Origin of the sequence: Aquimarina sp. TRL1 (assembly GCF_013365535.1) — a bacterium.
Classification (GTDB): Bacteria; Bacteroidota; Bacteroidia; order Flavobacteriales; family Flavobacteriaceae; genus Aquimarina; species Aquimarina hainanensis.
In genome coordinates, this window is the sequence record NZ_CP053590.1 from 2617538 (window position 1) to 2635527 (window position 17990).

Below are 17990 nucleotides of genomic sequence, written 5' to 3' on the forward strand. Positions count from 1 at the left end.
GGCAATGTGTTATACCAAAGTACTATACATATGGAGCATCAACATCAAGACCACCTTATCGAAGATACCCAGGAAGAATTTACACAAGATGCAGCAGAACTAGCAAAATTAGCTGCCTCCCAAACGGCATTAGTCCCTTATGTCACAAAATCTAACGCGCCTATGGTAATGAATACTCTTATTCCCAAAAACATGGCCTTTGAGGTTCAAAAATCATTAAACCGGATTGTAAGAGAAAAGGGAAACATTGATACTTATCTCCGCAATGAACTGCGATATGTTTCTACCAGCGCCTTATGGAACGCTTTGGCAGCAGAACAAGTCGACAGTGTGGCACTGTATCTAAAACAATTTGAAAATAATCAAGGGGTTATCATTGCAGATCAAACAGGTATCGGAAAAGGCAGACAGGCAGCAGCAGTTATCCGTCATGCTATAGTCAATGGATATTTACCTGTCTTTTTTACCCGTACCACCAGCCTTTTTAGTGAGATGTACAAGGATTTAAAAAATATTGATTTTGGAGATATTCGTCCCTTTATTCTCAATACCGATAGAGCATCCATTAAAGATGAACAAGGACATGTAATGTTTAGTCCTCTCAGCTCAAAGGAGCAACTCGAGTTGTTGACCTATCAAAAAACCTATCCTACTGAAAGTAGTGAGTCTATTGCATGGCACAAGGCCTCAGGGATTCCCTTTCCTGACCCTGAAACAGTACCAGAGGTAACCTTAACTTTTGGTATAGACCATCTGCCAAATCAGTACAATGTCATCTTTACAACCTACTCTCAAATCCAAAGCGCTCATCCCTACAAACGCAATTGGTTACAACGTCTATGTGAGAATAGTGTAAAGGGAAGCAAAAAGTACAAAGAGGTGGTATTGATTCTTGACGAGTCTCATATGGCAGGGGGATTTCGCACAAAAATTGGTGAATGGATGCGGGAGATACTTCCTATGGTAAAATCGTGTTGTTTTTTAAGTGCCACTTTTGCCAAATACCCGGAGGTCATGCCTTTTTACGGAAAAAAGACTGCCATATTGGAGACAGGTTTAAGTGATGAAGGTTTAGTTGAGGCAATGAACAAAGGAGGGTTAGCCCTTCAGGAAATTGTGGCTTCTAATCTTGCAGAAAGTGGGCAGCTTATTCGTCGTCAGCGCTCTAATGAAGGGATTGAAGTAACCTATAAAATCCTGGATGAAGAACCTGCCCGTAGTCTGAACAGGGAACGGGTCAATCGTATTATTACTCTTATGAATGCAGTGGTAGATTTTGAGAGGGAGTATATCAATCCTGTTTTAGGTGATATTCATAAACAAGCTAAACAAGTAGATGAATCTGTGACAGTAAAGCCCAAAGGTCTTGGAGTCAAACAAGCCCCCTATTTTTCACGGGTATTTAACATTGTAGATCAAATGTTGTTTGCCTTAAAGGTAGAAGAAGTTGCCAGGCATACCATACAACTCCTCAAAGAAGATAAAAAAGTAGTAATTGCTTTTAAATCCACTATGGGAAGCTTCTTAAAAGAAATGAAGCTAGCCACAGGCGATATAGTGAGTATGGAAGAACTGGATTTTAGCAAGACCCTTATCAAAGGGCTGGAAAGTGTATTTTTCTACAACTACACGGATATTACGGGTAAAAAAACCAAAGAGCGTATCCCCCTGGAATCTATTCCCTCTCAAGGGATTAATGAATACCACAGGATTAGAAAAGAGATGCTTTTAGAAAGTTCCGGCTTAACTATTAGTCCAATTGATCAGTTAATCCATCTTATAGAAAGTGAGCAAAAGCCAGCATTTCTTGGAGGCCATAATGGCAAACACTTTAAAGTAACCGAGGTAACCGGAAGAAATCAAAGACTATTTTTTGAAGACGATCATGCTGTAGTCAGTTCTTTTCGCAGTGACACGGGCAAATCCTATCGTTTATTCAATAGTGGGGAATATGATGTTTTATTAATTAATCAAAGCGGAAGTACCGGAGAATCTGCCCATTCTTCTAAAGAATTTAAAGACAGGCGACAACGTACTATGATCAGTCATCAGTTTGAGCTGGACATCAATACTGAGGTTCAGAAAATTGGACGTATTAATAGAACAGGACAGGTCAATAAGCCTGCTTATGTTTACATCGCCAGTGATATTCCTATGGAATTGCGTCTGATGACAATGTTAAAGGGAAAGTTAAAATCTTTAGATGCCAATACCACCGGATCTCAAAAAACAAGTGACACTACCTTTCAAAGTCCTGATTTGTTTAATAAGTACGGGGATCAGGTTGCCTGGGATTGGGTTAGTGAGAACCCTGATCTGGCAGAACAATTAGGAAATCCAACCTTTGTTAAAAAGTGGAATGGGGAGTTAAAACGAAATGAAAATAAAGAAGGGGCAATACGGCAGGTAACCGGACGTGCTGGTTTGCTTTATGTAGAACAGCAAGAAGAATTGTTTAATAACCTGATTGCACGTTACCACCATCAAATTACAATTGAGAAACAACAGGGAACCTATGATCTTGAAACCGAATTTTTACCCCTGGATGCAGAGCTGCAAAAGCGTTTTTTGCAATATCAGGGAAAAGGAGGCACTACTCCATTTGGGATGGATACAGTTCGTGAACAAACCATCATCAATAACCTACAACGCCCCTTTACCAAAAAACAGGTAGATCAGCGAATTGCCAAGCAATTACAGGGAGGTACACCAGAGCGATTACAAACCGTCTTTCTGTTAGAAATGGAACAACGATATCCTCAAATAATGGATGCACGTAAAGCAAAGCGAATGGAAGTAATTACAGTGATGGAAAAAGAGCTTTCTCAAATGCCGGAAGAAGGTTCAGGAAAAGATGAAGCTGTTAATGAAAAAATCCAAATTAAAAGAGAACGACAACAAAATCGAATAGATGAAAAAAAGAGAGCCTTAGCCTCCTATGAAATGGAGATGGAATATATCCAAAAAAAGATAGGGAGATATGCGAAGTATTGGAAGATTGGCGAAGTAGTAAAAGTTCCTTTTATAGGGGCTATCCGCGAAGCATCCTGGGGTATTTTTACAGGCATAAAGATGCGAAAAGGCAATGCTAATCCCTATACTTTAAGTAATATTTCATTTCATTTTGCTGTAGTGGATCAACGCAAATCCATAACCTATGATTTAAAAAACTCAAGTGATTACCTGGCTGGTATTTACGCTGATAGTAAAGAAATTACTGAAGAAGAACGCCATCAAATTCCAAAGCAGTGGAATGAGCTGATTAAAAAAGCATCCTCAAAAAGAGAAAAACGTTTTATCCTGACAGAGAATATTTTGGCTGTTTCCGATCACATAGGAACCGTAAACAAGCTAATCAAGTATAATACAAAAACGGGAACCATTAAAAACGGAATACTGATGTCTCGAAACTACGGTAAAGAGGATGAACCATACGCTCTTTTACCTATTTCAGAGGCAAGTGAAACTATTGGATTATTAGATATTGATGCCAGTATGGAGGATCATACATGTGGTATAAAATTCAAGCGGATAAGTGCCTCCTATCTTGAGGTATATATCAGTAAAAAAGAGTATTACAAATTAGCCCTTGACCCTTCACTACGCAGGTTAATCATGCATCAACAAGGACAGCAGTCGGATGAGTTACCTGAGTTTGTTCAAAATGCCGGGCATATGGTTGGAGTACTATCCGATGATAACGTGCAATCTTTTTTACAACACCTGGACAACTATGGTATTAAAATAGAAGGAGAAGCCAAAGAGCTGGAAGATTGGGAGATTGAAAACATAAAAGATTGGAATGAGCAAACCCAACAGGGAAAACAACGCTTCCGATATGAGCTGGGCAAGTCATATGGCAGGGGAAGTAATCCCTCATTGGGGTTTGTTGAATACTATGAGCCTGATAGTAACTATCCCTTTGGAGTGGTAGAATACGACCGACTATTAGAAGATAAGGAGAAATACAACTATACCCTGATTCCTATTTATCAAAATAGTGAAGTTCCTTTTCTACAGTGGAAGGACTTTATAAAAGATAGCCCCGTTGCCAAAGATTTTAAACAGACCGTTAAACAAGCTCAAAGTTTACCCATATACAAGGCAGTAGCGTTGTTAGGATATTTTATAACCAACCATCCCCACCAGGATGGAAATACTGAATTTGTTTTCGGACGTTTTTCTGCCCGGGATTTAGGAAGGGCTGCCTATGAAGATACCATTAGCACTATAGAAGCTTTAGATATCGTATTAGACAAACTTCAACTGGCATACAGCCCTTTGACTTGAACATAAAATAAAACACTCTGATATAGCAGACCCATGAGAACATATACACAAACCCTTGATATTCCTGAGATAGATCAAATTCCAGATGTGATGAAAATCCTGGATGATCTCAGTGTAGGCAATAATGTTTTTTTAAAAGGAATTGCCGGAACAGGAAAAACCACTTTAGCAGAAAAAGTTGCCTATGCCCATTTTGGGCGAAGGCAGCATGATAAAAAGGAGTTGCCTTTTATTATTATTACGTGCAATCAATATACCTCGCCAATTGATATTAAAGGAGGTCAGACCATCTATGGATATAAGGAAGGAGGGCTTATTGAAGCATGGCGGGACGGTAAAATTTTGATTATTGATGAGTTGCCCAAGCTCGACCCCAATACTGCCGGATTGTTAAATGACCCTTTAGCAAAAACAGCAAAACAAGGCGCTATCATTTTTAATGGGCTTAATAAACCCATAGAGAAACATCCTGACTTTGGATGCATTGCAACGGGAAATGTGATCGGAAAAGCAATAAGCAGCACCTATATTGGAAACAACAAACAGGATGCTTCCCTATTGGACCGATTTAGCGGAAGTATTTATGAAATTGGTTTTAATGAACCACTAGAGCGTTCTTTGGTATACCCTCCTTTAGCTGATACCTGTATTGCTATTAGAAATTCCATATTACGATACGAGGGAAGAGATGATACTGCTGAAGATATGGAGGACATTATGACCCTTAGAACCATGCTTAATTTTCAACGAATATACCTTCAGGAAATGTTACGGGAAACAGGGATTAAAGACCATAGTGGCCGTAGCATATCAGGTGTTAAAAATGGCAAAACACTCAAGGATTGCATAGAGAGCTACTTTAGAGTGATCAGCAGGGAAAAAGCTGACCATATCAAAAAAGAGGTCAATATTGTAGAGTTTTTAAACCGCTACAAAGGGGCAGAAATGAAGCAGGTTTTTATAGAAGAATACAAACGTAGAAACCGATAGCGTAATGAAGTCTCCTTTAAAACATAGTGTTGCGTTAAACCAAGGGATAGCCCACTACCTCATATTCGATAGTGTATCAGACTTTCATGATTTTGTAGATGCACAGATGGAAGAATTGAATGGATATACTGCCAGGGTGTTTAAAAAGATACGCAACAATGCGCTGGATCGTATAACCAATGAAAGTAATTGGTATGGAAGTCCGCCCCCTAAAAGTATTAAGGAATTAAATTTCCATACTCAATTTATAGGAATGCATTTAGTTCAAAGCGTGGAACTCAAAATAAGAAAACACCTGACTCACTATATTCAATTTGTAAAAGACCAGATATTGCCTAAACCTAAACTAAGCTATAATGATAAAGGCTTGGGAGTGTTTGCTTTTGATAGAGCTGCCATGGGACTTTTTAAAACACAACCAACCGCAGCAGATCCCAAGATACAAAAGAATATCAACCAGATGAAAATTGAACTGGATAGGGATAATAAAACAACCTCTATCAAAGAGGTATATGCCTATATCAAAGACAAAAATACATCCATCCCATCTTTACAGCTCTATATCTCTGTGGGAGGTAATGCCGGAATCATGGGAGACCAGTTGCTTTATGTCGGTTTAGCATGCGCAATATTAGTTGAGTATATGGAACTACGGGGCATTGCTGTGGAAGTCAATATCATTTTAGGAACTTTTTTTAACAATAGCTACCCCGTTGGGATAATTCGATTAAAGCGTTTTGAAGCTCCGTTGGATAAAAATATGTTGTTACTACTTAGTTCTGATCCAAGGTACTTTCGCTATCGTGGGTTTAAGGGACTTATTGCATTAAGTAACTATTTTGAATTACCTATTCCGTATGACCTGGGAATGCTCAAGGATGATATAGGCAAGAGCTTTGTCGAAGCTTTGGACTCAGACGGGATTGTATTTGAACAAAGCTACGATATCCACTCGGTAGTCCAGGAGGTAATACGCATCATAACCACCTATAATCAAAAACTAAAAAACAGATGAAAACACAATCAAGCAATCAGATTGCTAAAGCGGTAATCCATTCTATTATGGATAGAGCTATGCAAATTAATAAGGAATGTAAAGAACATTGTCGGGACTTTAGAATTATGGTTTCCAAAACGCATGTGAATACCTTAATTCTTCGATGGACTACTATTGACATTGACAATATAGATCGACCTGTGCAATGTTATCGATACGAATGTTTTGAGATGGATGGAACCCCACAGCATTGTTCTATCCATTATTCAGATCAAAAAGAGGCTAATGCATTCTTTTTGGGACTGACCACCTTATACACTCAGGAATTTGCGATAGATCATAAATTATAAAATATGTATAAAACAAAGGATTTGACAGAAAAAGACCTGGAACAAATAGAGATAAAAAATCAGGCAGAGATTGTGCAATATATCGGCAGTGAATTAAATCCAAAGGAGGCTTTTGCTCTGATTAAAAAAGAATCCAAAGATTTCACACAGCCCAATGTCAAAGCAGAACAGGCTGATGCTTTATTATATGCCATCTATAAAGGAGAAGCTACTGTGGTAACTACAGTAGAACCAGAAATAGTAAACGCATGGAAACCAATTCCAAAACACCAGGCACTTACGACTTTTGAAGCTGGGGACAAGGTATATGCCCTAGGTATAGACAATCAAAAAGTAAGGGTGCAATCAAAAGATGTCTTTGATTTTACCGATACCTTTTTTATTAAAGTTGATACCGAAGAAAGTAAAGAAAAAACGACACTGACCAATGAACAAGTCAAGATTTTAAAACTAAAGAAGGAGAAAGAGCTAGCCTTATTATCTATTCGCTTAAAAAGGGAAAAAAACAATAAGACAGCAGCATAAAAACACATAATCCTAAAACAATAAAACGATGAGTATAATCCAAGATTTTTTACAACTCGATGTTGAAAGAATTAAAAACCCGGAGATAAAACAGCAGGTAGAGGATATTATCGAGAAATACAAACAAGCTGAAGATAAGGAGTTTTTTGTATCCAATCTTGAATCGGTAATGCAGACATTATATGAAATGGTACAACAGGATTCCTCTGAAATTATTCAAGAAGCAGCGGAAGAAAATCCTTGTGAAGATCCTGTAAAGGAAAAGCCTGTTACAAAGAAGCAAGGTAATGCTGCCAAACCTAAAAAACCGAGCAAAAAGAAAAAAACTCAAAAAGATAAGAAACCGTCAGCCAAAACCACTAAAGAAGATATCTTAAAAATGAGTCCCAGACTAGAAAAATGCAATAAAGAGTTAAAAGCCTTTCATGCCGCACGCAGGAAGTCACTTCCTCAAAAAACACCCCCAACACGCTATACAAAGATCAAAAGGCATATCCTGGCATTGGGAAAACTCATTCCTCCACGGCTAAAGGAGAATCTACAGGTTCAGCAGGAAACTAAAAAAATACTGATGAAAGCCCATAGGGACATCCTTAATAATTTCAAAATGACCTCTTTAAAAAATGTAAAACGAGATCAAACAGAGATCAAAGAGAACTTTCAAAAGATTGAAGAAAAATTAGAAGAATAACCCTCTTAAAAAAAGCATATGAAAATTGATAAAACTGTAATAATTATTACCTCAGTAGGATTAGCTATCGGATTTGCAGAGGCGCTGATATACTATAACCTGGGAACAAACGCCAATAAGAAGAAGTTCAAATTCGGGGTTCCTAAAGGAAAACAACTGGTTAAAAATATGGGAGTTGTACTAGCTACATCTGCTCTTACTGCCATCCTATCGTATAAAATTGAGCAATCTTTTAAGAGCTAAACAACCAACTGTTAAAAAGAATAATAGTAAAAACAAGTACAATGAAACCTGTAAAATTTAAAGAATTTATAACCGCAAACAAGCTTAAGGTATCTGAACTTCCAAAACCTCTGATAGATAAAATCGATATTTTCTGGAAACTATACGAGCTCCTGGATTCTATTATGGATACTGACCGACAGGAATTAATCGAACAACTCCAGCAGCTCGACTATGAAATCCTGGGAGATATAGAACAGCAATATGAAGAACAGCTGGAAAATAATGATCGATTCGAGCAGCTGATCAAATCTCCTTTGGTAACACAAGCCTTCAAAGAGAAAGTAAAGCAAAAGATTCGTACAGATATTACCATAATCAAGGAATTAGTCAGTATGGGACGAACCAGGGATTTAACCCGGGAAGAGCTGGAAAGTATGGGGTTAAAAACAAAGCTTGGAAAAAATACCCAAATAGGTCAAAACACCTTGAGGCGCAAAACAAAATGGTTCTATTACTACTATGATATTATTGATAACAAAAGTAGTAATACCCTCAAATAGATCATCATCAATCATCATCAATTCATAAAACGAACAGAAATCATGCAATACAGCACCATAAAATTTCAGGATTTTTTACAAATCAATGGCATTAGCTCTTATTTCCTTCACAAATCCATCAAAGAGAAAATTGCCGCTTTTAATCATAAAATAGCACTCTTAGCCACTGCCAAAGAGGATGATAAGGTTAAGACGAACATTGTTAATGAACTGCAACAAACGGATCTGGAAATCTTAAAAAACATAAAAAAACACCTGATAGCAAGAATTTTAAAAACCGCAGAAAATGACATAGAGATTGTCCGATTACTTAAAAGGACAAGGTGGACTATAGATATTCATTACAATGAATTAAAAGCTATGGGACTACAAAGCGATTTGTTTTGGAATACAACCATTTTTGGAAAATTAAAACTAGTTAGAATTGAAGATTATTCCACTTCTTATTATATCGTTCCCATCGCTAAAAGGTTACATATTAAAAAGCTGCTGGCATCTATTAAAACTACCGGAAAACCTATTGTTGAATTTCTAAGTAAGTAGCTCTATGGATCAAAGAGAAAACAAGGTAGGATATGCTGATCTAAGCAAAGGGATTGAGCTGCTTATCAGCAAATTTGGCATTGATAAAACCGCAGCAATTATAAGACAAATAACCGATACAGTGACAATAGTCAAAAGTGAAAAATTAAAAACTCAGTTACTGCTCACCTACATTTACTATGAGAGTCAACACCTTTTTAAGTGTAAGCAGTCTAAATCCAAAACAGAAAGCTCTAAAGAGTTCAAAGACTCCAGGATGGTAACCTATCACCTTATTAAGAAGTATACCAATATGAGTTATCAGCAATTAGGAAAACGATTCGGACAATCCAAACGGGCAGTAATCCATCATTATAATAAGTGTGAGAGTTTATTGTCTATCCCTAAATCCAATAAAGATTTTGTCAGCAAATACCAAAGACTGGAGCAAAAAACCATCCAATACATGACCACATTAAAATAAACCACAAATGAAAGATGTTGAAAAAGAAATAATAGAAACCTTAAGCAAAGACCCTGATGCCATTGGTTTAGAAGAGTTACAGTCAGAACAATATAGCCCCTTAAATAAGGCTGTAAAAGAAAAAGAAAAGGATACTGGTAAAGCTACAAAAAACTGGAATCTCTGGAAGCCAACCCATCAAACTAATCCTATAGAAAATCCAAAAGATCAAAGAGTAAGTGATACGATAGATCAAAGGCAGGACAATATGCAGGAAAATTTCCAGAGTAATATCTCAGAGCTTCCCCTGGATGCCCCTGAACAACCAATTGGAAATGATCCTCAGGAAAATGAAAGTGCTGATGATGATATCGATGATTCTTCACAGGAAACATTTGAACTGCCTACCGCTACAGCAAAACAGGCAGCAGATACCATATTGGGAATGACCAATAATGTATTGGGGGTGGGAAGTGGCTATTTTGTTAAAATCCGGAAGAATAAAGAGTTCTATCAGTATAGCGAAATTGTTGAACTTATTGATCAACAAAATCAAAAGAATATACAACGGGTTAAGCTGGATAAGGAAGATAAGACTATGCTTAAACCTCTTATTGTCGCTATGCTAAAGAAAAAGGCAAAAAAACTTACCGTTGAACAGCAACTAATGGGGGCAGTTTTTTCCATTCTTGTAAAAAAAACGCAAACGGTATTGGAACTGCGTGGTGAAAATGAAATTCTTTATGATCGTATTGTGGATATTGTTAGCGAGGAAAAAAAACGTTCCGAGCAGAAAACAAAGCCACAAAGCGCTGACCAGGATATACTACATACAGACTATAGTGAAATCAATGAAAATACAGAGTCACAGCAAGAGGGGGAATCTGAAGAATATGATTCTTTTTCTATGCAAGCCCCCCTTATCGACCCCTTGACTGTTTCTTCAAAAGAAGAGATGGAAGAAACCACAGATTCTCCGGCTAAACAATAGAGAAATATGGGAAGAAAAAAAAATACGCCGACCCGTGGAAAAAAACTGATCTCTTATAGAAAAGAAAAACTGGAAAGGCAAAATATAATTATTGTTGTTTGTGGAGAAACCGGAGTTGGAAAGACTCATAGAAACAAACAGGAAATAAAAAGGTATCTCTTAGATAACCCCTCAATTGGAAAAAAGGGACGTAAAGTCCTGGCATTTGATACTAATGATGATGATTACTCTGAATTTAGAACTGTAAACCCTAATTATTTAAAAGCACTTACTGCTATTGCTTGTAGACGAATACGCCCATTTAACCCTGATGGCTCCCCTATGGATGATGATCAGAAAAAAGAAGTGGTCTATAAAATCCTAAAGCATTATAAAAACGGGATGGTAGTACTGGATGATATTGATAATTACATGGTCGGTGCAAAAGGACAATCCATGATTGGGGCATTATGTACGGTACGTCATAAGGGAATTGATCTATTACTTACCCATCAGTCTATTGCGAAGATTAGTCCTTCTGAATGGCAAAATTGTACATGGCTTCGTTTGCATCACCAGGTGGATGATGCAACCTCTTATCGAAAAAGAATCCCAAAATATCAAATGGTACGTATTGCTCAATTGATTGTAGATGAGCAATACAGCCTATCCACACTTGCTTATTTAGAAGGTAAGCTCCCTGAAAAAGAATATGAAAAACAAAAGAGTTTCTTTGTATATGTAAATATGAGACAACGTAAAATTATGGGGTGTAGCAGGGCAGCATTTATACGAGCCTGTAAACGATTTATTGATCAGGAAGAAGGAAAAAAAGTACGAATGTTACTACAGGAACGAGATTTTAAAGGAAAACTCAAATACAAAAATCGCAATGCTGCTATTATAAAAATGATCAGTGATTATACCCTATACCATCAGCCTAATATTGAAGAACCGTAGTACTACATTTTCTGTTTTGATTTAAGAGAAGTACCCCGTACAACTATCGAGTTTTATATCCTTACAGTGACGTTAAAACGTAAAAGTTTTATTATTTTAGTTATTTATATAATGGATATATGTGCTGGTATACATATATCATTGTTACTAGCAAGCTAAAAAACATTGTGAATGGAAATATTTGACCAATCGAAATCTCTGATAGAAAACTTATCACACTTAAGTTCGACAATTGTTGGAATTGTAAGCTTGATAATAATTTGGCAATTAATCGTAGCAGTAAAGAGTTTAAAAACCGCAAAAAACTCATTACAACAAGCAAAAGACGAATTCACAATTTCTTCAAAAAGATATTCAGCTCACGAAGCGGCAAAGCTTTGTGAAAAATTTACTGATATAACTTTCAGGAAAATAAATGAATTTGAAAGAAACAATGTGGAATTAGTCAAGCAATATCCGAAAGTTCTTGAGCCAATTAAAAGTTGGGATTCTTCATCTAAAATAATTGTTGCAAATCCTAAAGAAACAATTGAATCTGTGGATAAAATATTTAATGCAAATAGTGAGTTCTTTCTAAATATCCTAAATGAGTTTGAAGTCTTTGCTATGCATTTTACTAAACAGATTGCGGATGAAGATATAGCATTCCAGACTGTAGGAAAGACCTTTTTAGATTATGTAGAAAATTTTCATCCAATAATTCTGATAATAAACAGTGGACAAAAAGGTACTGCCTTTCGTAATATTAGAGAATTGTATGGGATGTGGCAAAATAAAACCAAGAGACAAACCTTAACTCAATTATCAGAAAAAGTAAAAGAAGAACTTGAAAAAACAGTTGAAAAAAAAGTAAGACCGTTTGGAACATAAAGAAAAACCAGCAGACAACAATGTATAACCGAAATTACTGCGGATTAGACTTCGTCCGAATCCACTTGGAATTGCTAATGTCTGTACTAAACCGAAAATTAATCCATATTAACCCGTAACTGACAGTTATATGAGACCGTCAGTCTGTCTGAAAACCTCACTTTTTAATTTTAGTATAAGGCAGAGGGGACTTTGAAAGTTTTCAAATATGAGATTCTTATAGAGGTAGAATGAGTTTTGAGAAAGACTGACATTATTGGTAATTTACTGAATAAAAAACAACAAATTAATTTAAACAAATATGAAACCAAATCTTTTGATAATCGCAATGTTGACAACTTTAGCCTTCACCTCTTGTAAAGAAACTCCGAAAGAAAAAAACAAAGAAGCTGTAATAGAAACAAATGTTGAGACTACATCAGAAAAAAACTCAGAAGAAATTTTGACAAGTACAGCAACCGATAAAGAAGGAAACGAGTTGAAAATGTCTTTTAACAATACAAAAAATACAGCTACGGTAAAATATAATGGAAAAACTATCGAATTAGTCGGACAAGTGGTTGCATCGGGAATCCTTTATAAAAATGAAACCTATAAATTGACAGGAAAGGGACACAACATACAACTAACAAAAGATGGGGAAGTAGTTTTTTCTCATGAAGACGAAATTGTAAAAAGTACGGTAAAAAACAAAGCAGGACAAACACTCGATATGACTTTTAATAACACCACAAATAAAGCAATCATTTTTCTTAATGGCGGGGAACAAATTGAATTATTGGGACAAAAACCAGCCTCTGGGATTTGGTATAAAAACAATCACTACGAATTGACTGGGAAAGGCGAAGAAATTGAACTGAAAAAAGATGGAGAAACAGTATTTAAAAGATTGGATAGATAGTGATAAAAAACTCCAAGATCTTATAGTTGAAATAGAGTCAACGGGAAAGTCGAATAACGAAAAGGCAGAATTAGCATTTGAAAAATTAAGCACTCTATACAATATTCCAAGAATGCCAATAGATGTAAATGAAGGTTTTGAATTTAAATCTAAAAACCCATTGAAAGAAATAATAGATAAAAGATCTCTTTTTGAAGAACACACTCTGATAAAATACCTTTCAAAAGAAAATGAAGACCCCCGTGGAATGGTTTTGTTAGCAACTTGGCATTTGTTAAATGATTATCGAGTGGATTTATGGCAAATTGCTGAGAAAGAATTTGGGGGAAATATTCCTGACCGATGCCAAATTGGAATTCGAGGAAGTGGAATCTATGGAGAAGTGGTGTTTCCAAACAAGGAAGGCAAATCGTGGTCTGAACTTGGATGCCTAAAAAATAACTTACTAATTGAGTAAGTATGTATGCCAACACCTTATAAAAACTATAAGGCAGATTGAAATATTAAAATCAAAATAGCACACATTTTCGTTTTCATCAAGTCAACTTGTACTGGAGCAATCCATATTGCTTATTTTTAATGGAATCAGATAATAGTGCAATACTTCAAACTTTAAAAATCCATTTTTTATTAAATTTAGGAAAACAATAGTCTTACTACTTTTATATAAACCCGTTACTAGTAATTTGAGAGATGAATAATTTAAATAATATAATTAAATCAATACAGAAACAGAATCATGCAGTGCCAAATACTGTTGGTTTATCTGGATTAACAAGTAATACAAAATATATTCAATCGATGAATAAAATAAATTCCAATTTGACAGGTTTAGGTGGAATTTCGGAGATTGCAAGAGATAGAGTATTACAAACGGAAAGATTAAGTAAAAATACAATGCTAGGTCGTAATTTGGCGGTACAAAGCGCTTCACTACAAGTGCCTAAAAATAACTTTGTATTATCTGGTTTGATTTCTTCTTTATCACAATTAAAATTAAAAAATAAACTGGTTTCAGATAAACTTGCGGGTCTAGTGACGAGTCAATTGACAGTGACAGGAAACTTGGGTCAGATTGCACAAACAATTCAGCAATCCCATTTGAATAAATTTAATACTTTAAGCGTAGCGTTACAAGGAGTTTCTAATAGTTTTCTGAAAGAAGTTGCAATTGCAAAAACTTGGGAAGATTTTGATATAGTAGAAGAAGCTAATGAAACAATATCAAATATTGCTGAAGAAACTCTAAATCAAACTACAACTATTACTCAAAGTGATTTAGAAGAATTTAGAACATCTATCTTAAATAAATTAACCAATTTATTATCGAAAAGTAATTCAGAACGAGCACGTAATTTTATTATAGAATTAATAACAGTAATTGGATTCGTTCTCACTCTTTATACTTTACATCAACAGAAAACTGATAAATCAAATAGTCAAATAATAATTGAGACAAAAAAAGAACTTGAAAAATTAAGTAGTGATTTTTCTCAGAAAATATCAATCGAGTTACAAAAAATGACTAAAACTCGTGTAGCAAAGACAAATGTTAATTTAAGATTTGCTGCAAAAAAGAATAGTAGAAAAATAGGATTGGTTAAAAAAGGACAAATTGTAACTGTAATTGAGACCAGGCATAAATATTTATTGATTTCGTATATAGATTTTGAAACCGAAGAACCAAAATCGGGATTTGTTGTCAAGAAGTATTTTGCAACTAAAAAATAAAAAATTGGTAATATCTAACATTAAGTAGAGTAATAATTTTAATACTAAATGATCAAATATAAATATTAGATCATTCTAAATTCTTCAGTTTTTATAATACCTAGTGATTATAAATGATATGTCTTATATTCTACTTTCGTAGTATAAGAATAATCTGTTAAAAATCATTATATCAAATAGATAAAAAAACAATTTTTAAAAAATAGCATATCCCGATATTTTCCTTCTCAAAAAACCGTAACTAATGTTTATTTTTGGAAAAATGGACATATTAGGAATCGAAGAAATTTTATTGGCATATCATAAGGTAACCGGGATCAACCGGGAATATAGTATTACGATGCTTAAAGAATTACCCCTGGATGTAAAAGAAGTCAGATCTGTTTGTATCAATAAAAGTTATATCCAGTTTTATGAGGAGATAGAAATAGAACACAATAAAAGTGCTATCTATTGGGTATTAGACTCTCATTTTAATTAAGGGAACACCACCCAAGAGCCTATTGTTTTAAAGGGCTATTATATACGTCCCAGGTTTTAGAGTCCGGTTCATATTCATAATACTTCGGGTTGTATTTAAAGCGCTGTTCAGAATAATAGAATGTTTTATATTTCATAATAAGCCCCCACAGTATCTTCCTGGCTTGATCTTTTGCCATATTAGGTTTAGGTACATCGTTAAGATAGTAAACTCCTAAATCCATTTTTGCTTTTCCGTGTTGATTTTCAATACCTAACACTCCATTTTTTAAAGCATCTGCAAAATAATAATCAAAAACATATTGATTAAACACTAATTTTTCCTGAAGTAGTTTGCGTTTCATATTGGAATATTTCCAACAAAAATATAAATTAAATGGAATTATTCCATAATTAAAATATAGTTTTACCGTATTTTAATTATGATACATCATCAATTTACAGGGAATCTTCCTTTTAAAAAGTTTCAGGGAATTTGACTCTTTTTTTTTCGTACCCCCATTTCCTCTGATATCCCCTGTTATTGTCTGGATTGTTTTTTTTTACGTCACCAGGTACGAAAATAGCGTGTGGAATTTCCAAAATAGCTTCTGATTTTAGCATTCACAAGGTTTATAGACCAAGCCAAATATTCATAAAACAACATAAAGAAATGGCAGTATCAAAAGAGTTAAACTATAAAGCTATAGGCGCTGTAATTGCAATATCAGCCATAGTATTTACCGCAATAGGGGTCGTATATGTTGGCCCAATGCTGGAGAAAAGAAAAGCAAAAAAACTTGCTATAACCAAGAAAAACCAAATCCTAAAAAAAGCATAACCCTTTTAAAGAGTTGAGACAGATCATTTAGGTTATTGACATCAGGATTTTGGAAATTAACAATGTCAAACGCTGTGAGATCGCAGCAGAAAACAAAAACTATGATAGATCATAATGACGAATTAATGCGATATCAGGACGATGCGGAGGATCGTTTTGATAATTATGGAAATATGCAACCCTATGAAGATCAGGAGGACGATTTTGATGGAGATGTTGACATGGAAGAACAATACGATGATTTTGATGAGGAAGTAGATGATGATGATTTTGAAGATCAACACTATGATTCTTATTCCCGAGTAAGATATGGAAGAATTGACGCCAATGATCGTACCTTAACCATTACAGTAGTTAACACTACAGATGAGGCTAAGACTGCTATTATCTTTGGAGCGAATCAGGACTTACCACAACCCGATGGGGTAACAGTAGAGGTTCAGGAGAGTAGCCATAAAGAGGTTAAAGAGGAAAGTAAATCAAATCCTTTTAAGATCGTAGGTTTAAAGTATTCGGTATCGGATGCTTTACAATTTGATAATGTATTAAAGATTATCAATAAAACAGCTTCGGGAACCATTACTACCAGAGTATGGCAACCACGAAACTCAAGTTCTCCACAGAATTTTGATCCTAAGATGGTCGATTCCGGAGGATTCTCCATGAATGTAAGTGGTCAAAGTTCGATACAGTTTCTAATCAATGCCGGAGCTACAGCAGTTTTTACCTTTACCGTTCGGGCTCGTACTAATATCAGTAATTTACTGGAAGGAAGACATGTTGCTGAACTATCTCGTACTCCACGTACCACAGGGCTTCCACAATTGGATAACCCAATGGCACGATACAGGTATCCTTCTAAAAGAGGTGGCAGAGGTAAATCTGTAAAATCTCTCAAAAGAGCAGCTTCTCATCTAAAAAGAAGAAGGTAATCCACTTGTGTCTTCCCTGACCCGATACAGTCAATAACGCTACGGCAAGACATTGACTGTATCTTTTTATACCTAGCCTATGAAAACTATAAACAAACAACGACATAGAAAATTTGCACAAAACAGTATCGCCTATATTGTTTATAACAATCCCGATGCTGTGCGCAAACTGATACATCATAGTGGATATATCCCTCCCTCGGATATACATGAGCTGGTATCTGCTACCAAGGAACTGGTACGATTACAGGGAAAAGATACCATCGCCAGGTTGTTAAGGATACACCCAGATAAGAAAGCCATTCTTTCCTTATCTGATACTTCTACATCTAAAAAAGGGAGTTGCCATTTTTGCAACTACGACCATTTCAATAGTGAGGATAATTATTGTGGTTTTTGTGGACATTCTAATTATACAGGTCTGGTAGATAAGGACAGGTTCTTACAACAATTTGCCGATACTTCCGATGGTGTTTTAGAAAAGTACTACCACCAGATAGTTAACAAATCCAATAAGCAACCCGAAAACCAAACACTTGCCAGTGAAGTACAACTGGTATGGAACGAATTACGCCAACGCCGTTTACATCAAGCTAAACAATCCGATAGATCTTCTACAAAGGAGTCTCTTTCCTTTAACCGAGAAGAAATATTATTTATGGGATTGAGCTTTATTGGTGGTTTTGTGGTGTGTTCCATTTTAAAACGATAAT

The 17990-nt window shown here is 35.5% G+C and carries 21 protein-coding genes; 20 read left to right on the top strand and 1 reads right to left on the bottom strand.

Features of this window, described 5'->3' with window-relative positions; translation table 11 throughout:
• Positions 1–30 precede the first annotated feature (30 nt).
• The 17 genes from HN014_RS10590 to HN014_RS10670 all read left to right on the top strand — a co-directional run bounded on the left by HN014_RS10590 (position 31) and on the right by HN014_RS10670 (position 15526).
• Complete coding sequence (locus tag HN014_RS10590; RefSeq protein WP_176028848.1) at positions 31–4290, top strand: strawberry notch C-terminal domain-containing protein; 4260 nt, start codon at positions 31–33, stop codon at positions 4288–4290.
• A gap of 33 nt (positions 4291–4323) precedes the next feature.
• Entirely contained in the window at positions 4324–5280 is a 957-nt protein-coding gene (locus tag HN014_RS10595) for an AAA family ATPase (protein WP_176028849.1), read from the top strand.
• 4 nt (positions 5281–5284) lie between these two features.
• A complete protein-coding gene (locus HN014_RS10600) occupies positions 5285–6295 on the top strand; it encodes a hypothetical protein (protein WP_176028850.1) in 1011 nt (336 codons plus the stop codon).
• Positions 6292–6627 carry a hypothetical protein gene (locus HN014_RS10605; protein WP_176028851.1) on the top strand — a complete coding sequence of 112 codons (336 nt, stop codon included), beginning with the start codon at positions 6292–6294 and terminating at the stop codon, positions 6625–6627. Before HN014_RS10600 ends, HN014_RS10605 begins: the two co-directional genes overlap by 4 nt.
• A gap of 3 nt (positions 6628–6630) precedes the next feature.
• Entirely contained in the window at positions 6631–7152 is a 522-nt protein-coding gene (locus HN014_RS10610; protein ID WP_176028852.1) for a hypothetical protein, read from the top strand.
• 28 nt (positions 7153–7180) lie between these two features.
• Positions 7181–7843, top strand: a complete 663-nt coding sequence (locus tag HN014_RS10615; RefSeq protein ID WP_176028853.1) for a hypothetical protein — start codon at positions 7181–7183, stop codon at positions 7841–7843.
• An 18-nt stretch (positions 7844–7861) separates the two neighbouring features.
• Positions 7862–8086: a hypothetical protein gene (locus HN014_RS10620; RefSeq protein ID WP_368660075.1), complete on the top strand. Its 225-nt coding sequence runs from the start codon at positions 7862–7864 to the stop codon at positions 8084–8086.
• Positions 8087–8127: 41 nt separating this feature from the next.
• Positions 8128–8628, top strand: a complete 501-nt coding sequence (locus HN014_RS10625; RefSeq protein WP_176028854.1) for a hypothetical protein — start codon at positions 8128–8130, stop codon at positions 8626–8628.
• A 42-nt stretch (positions 8629–8670) separates the two neighbouring features.
• On the top strand, positions 8671–9171 hold the full coding sequence (locus tag HN014_RS10630) for a hypothetical protein (RefSeq protein ID WP_176028855.1): 501 nt from the start codon (positions 8671–8673) through the stop codon (positions 9169–9171).
• Positions 9172–9175: 4 nt separating this feature from the next.
• Entirely contained in the window at positions 9176–9634 is a 459-nt protein-coding gene (locus HN014_RS10635) for a hypothetical protein (RefSeq protein WP_176028856.1), read from the top strand.
• Between the two features lie 7 nt (positions 9635–9641).
• On the top strand, positions 9642–10604 hold the full coding sequence (locus HN014_RS10640) for a hypothetical protein (protein WP_176028857.1): 963 nt from the start codon (positions 9642–9644) through the stop codon (positions 10602–10604).
• Between the two features lie 6 nt (positions 10605–10610).
• Positions 10611–11543: a hypothetical protein gene (locus tag HN014_RS10645; protein WP_254884131.1), complete on the top strand. Its 933-nt coding sequence runs from the start codon at positions 10611–10613 to the stop codon at positions 11541–11543.
• Positions 11544–11714: 171 nt separating this feature from the next.
• Positions 11715–12413, top strand: a complete 699-nt coding sequence (locus HN014_RS10650; RefSeq protein WP_176028858.1) for a hypothetical protein — start codon at positions 11715–11717, stop codon at positions 12411–12413.
• A gap of 301 nt (positions 12414–12714) precedes the next feature.
• Complete coding sequence (locus tag HN014_RS10655; protein WP_176028859.1) at positions 12715–13314, top strand: MliC family protein; 600 nt, start codon at positions 12715–12717, stop codon at positions 13312–13314.
• On the top strand, positions 13280–13771 hold the full coding sequence (locus HN014_RS10660; RefSeq protein WP_176028860.1) for a hypothetical protein: 492 nt from the start codon (positions 13280–13282) through the stop codon (positions 13769–13771). The genes HN014_RS10655 and HN014_RS10660 overlap by 35 nt, the downstream gene beginning before the upstream one ends.
• A 236-nt stretch (positions 13772–14007) precedes the next feature.
• Positions 14008–15045 carry an SH3 domain-containing protein gene (locus HN014_RS10665; protein WP_176028861.1) on the top strand — a complete coding sequence of 346 codons (1038 nt, stop codon included), beginning with the start codon at positions 14008–14010 and terminating at the stop codon, positions 15043–15045.
• A gap of 244 nt (positions 15046–15289) precedes the next feature.
• Complete coding sequence (locus HN014_RS10670; protein WP_176028862.1) at positions 15290–15526, top strand: hypothetical protein; 237 nt, start codon at positions 15290–15292, stop codon at positions 15524–15526.
• Positions 15527–15545: 19 nt separating this feature from the next.
• Here HN014_RS10670 and HN014_RS10675 read toward each other — a convergent pair whose 3' ends face one another.
• Positions 15546–15869, bottom strand: coding sequence for a hypothetical protein (locus tag HN014_RS10675; protein WP_176028863.1), 324 nt, complete (start codon positions 15867–15869; stop codon positions 15546–15548).
• 308 nt (positions 15870–16177) lie between these two features.
• Between HN014_RS10675 and HN014_RS10680 the strand changes: the two genes are divergently transcribed.
• From HN014_RS10680 to HN014_RS10690, 3 genes are all read left to right on the top strand, one after another.
• On the top strand, positions 16178–16345 hold the full coding sequence (locus HN014_RS10680) for a hypothetical protein (RefSeq protein WP_176028864.1): 168 nt from the start codon (positions 16178–16180) through the stop codon (positions 16343–16345).
• Positions 16346–16446: 101 nt separating this feature from the next.
• Positions 16447–17277, top strand: coding sequence for a hypothetical protein (locus HN014_RS10685; protein WP_254884132.1), 831 nt, complete (start codon positions 16447–16449; stop codon positions 17275–17277).
• A 79-nt stretch (positions 17278–17356) separates the two neighbouring features.
• Positions 17357–17989: a hypothetical protein gene (locus tag HN014_RS10690; protein WP_176028865.1), complete on the top strand. Its 633-nt coding sequence runs from the start codon at positions 17357–17359 to the stop codon at positions 17987–17989.
• The last annotated feature ends 1 nt before the right edge of the window (position 17990 follow it).

What these genes read in the sequence shown, in the direction of transcription:
- HN014_RS10675 (WP_176028863.1), bottom strand. Translation starts at nt 15,869, where the DNA reads ATGAAACGCAAACTACTTCAGGAAAAATTAGTGTTTAATCAATATGTT.
- HN014_RS10595 (WP_176028849.1), top strand. Translation starts at nt 4,324, where the DNA reads ATGAGAACATATACACAAACCCTTGATATTCCTGAGATAGATCAAATT.
- HN014_RS10620 (WP_368660075.1), top strand. Translation starts at nt 7,862, where the DNA reads ATGAAAATTGATAAAACTGTAATAATTATTACCTCAGTAGGATTAGCT.
- HN014_RS10610 (WP_176028852.1), top strand. Translation starts at nt 6,631, where the DNA reads ATGTATAAAACAAAGGATTTGACAGAAAAAGACCTGGAACAAATAGAG.
- HN014_RS10630 (WP_176028855.1), top strand. Translation starts at nt 8,671, where the DNA reads ATGCAATACAGCACCATAAAATTTCAGGATTTTTTACAAATCAATGGC.
- HN014_RS10640 (WP_176028857.1), top strand. Translation starts at nt 9,642, where the DNA reads ATGAAAGATGTTGAAAAAGAAATAATAGAAACCTTAAGCAAAGACCCT.
- HN014_RS10615 (WP_176028853.1), top strand. Translation starts at nt 7,181, where the DNA reads ATGAGTATAATCCAAGATTTTTTACAACTCGATGTTGAAAGAATTAAA.
- HN014_RS10600 (WP_176028850.1), top strand. Translation starts at nt 5,285, where the DNA reads ATGAAGTCTCCTTTAAAACATAGTGTTGCGTTAAACCAAGGGATAGCC.
- HN014_RS10685 (WP_254884132.1), top strand. Translation starts at nt 16,447, where the DNA reads ATGATAGATCATAATGACGAATTAATGCGATATCAGGACGATGCGGAG.
- HN014_RS10645 (WP_254884131.1), top strand. Translation starts at nt 10,611, where the DNA reads ATGGGAAGAAAAAAAAATACGCCGACCCGTGGAAAAAAACTGATCTCT.
- HN014_RS10650 (WP_176028858.1), top strand. Translation starts at nt 11,715, where the DNA reads ATGGAAATATTTGACCAATCGAAATCTCTGATAGAAAACTTATCACAC.
- HN014_RS10655 (WP_176028859.1), top strand. Translation starts at nt 12,715, where the DNA reads ATGAAACCAAATCTTTTGATAATCGCAATGTTGACAACTTTAGCCTTC.
- HN014_RS10635 (WP_176028856.1), top strand. Translation starts at nt 9,176, where the DNA reads ATGGATCAAAGAGAAAACAAGGTAGGATATGCTGATCTAAGCAAAGGG.
- HN014_RS10660 (WP_176028860.1), top strand. Translation starts at nt 13,280, where the DNA reads ATGGAGAAACAGTATTTAAAAGATTGGATAGATAGTGATAAAAAACTC.
- HN014_RS10625 (WP_176028854.1), top strand. Translation starts at nt 8,128, where the DNA reads ATGAAACCTGTAAAATTTAAAGAATTTATAACCGCAAACAAGCTTAAG.
- HN014_RS10690 (WP_176028865.1), top strand. Translation starts at nt 17,357, where the DNA reads ATGAAAACTATAAACAAACAACGACATAGAAAATTTGCACAAAACAGT.
- HN014_RS10670 (WP_176028862.1), top strand. Translation starts at nt 15,290, where the DNA reads ATGTTTATTTTTGGAAAAATGGACATATTAGGAATCGAAGAAATTTTA.
- HN014_RS10590 (WP_176028848.1), top strand. Translation starts at nt 31, where the DNA reads ATGGAGCATCAACATCAAGACCACCTTATCGAAGATACCCAGGAAGAA.
- HN014_RS10665 (WP_176028861.1), top strand. Translation starts at nt 14,008, where the DNA reads ATGAATAATTTAAATAATATAATTAAATCAATACAGAAACAGAATCAT.
- HN014_RS10605 (WP_176028851.1), top strand. Translation starts at nt 6,292, where the DNA reads ATGAAAACACAATCAAGCAATCAGATTGCTAAAGCGGTAATCCATTCT.
- HN014_RS10680 (WP_176028864.1), top strand. Translation starts at nt 16,178, where the DNA reads ATGGCAGTATCAAAAGAGTTAAACTATAAAGCTATAGGCGCTGTAATT.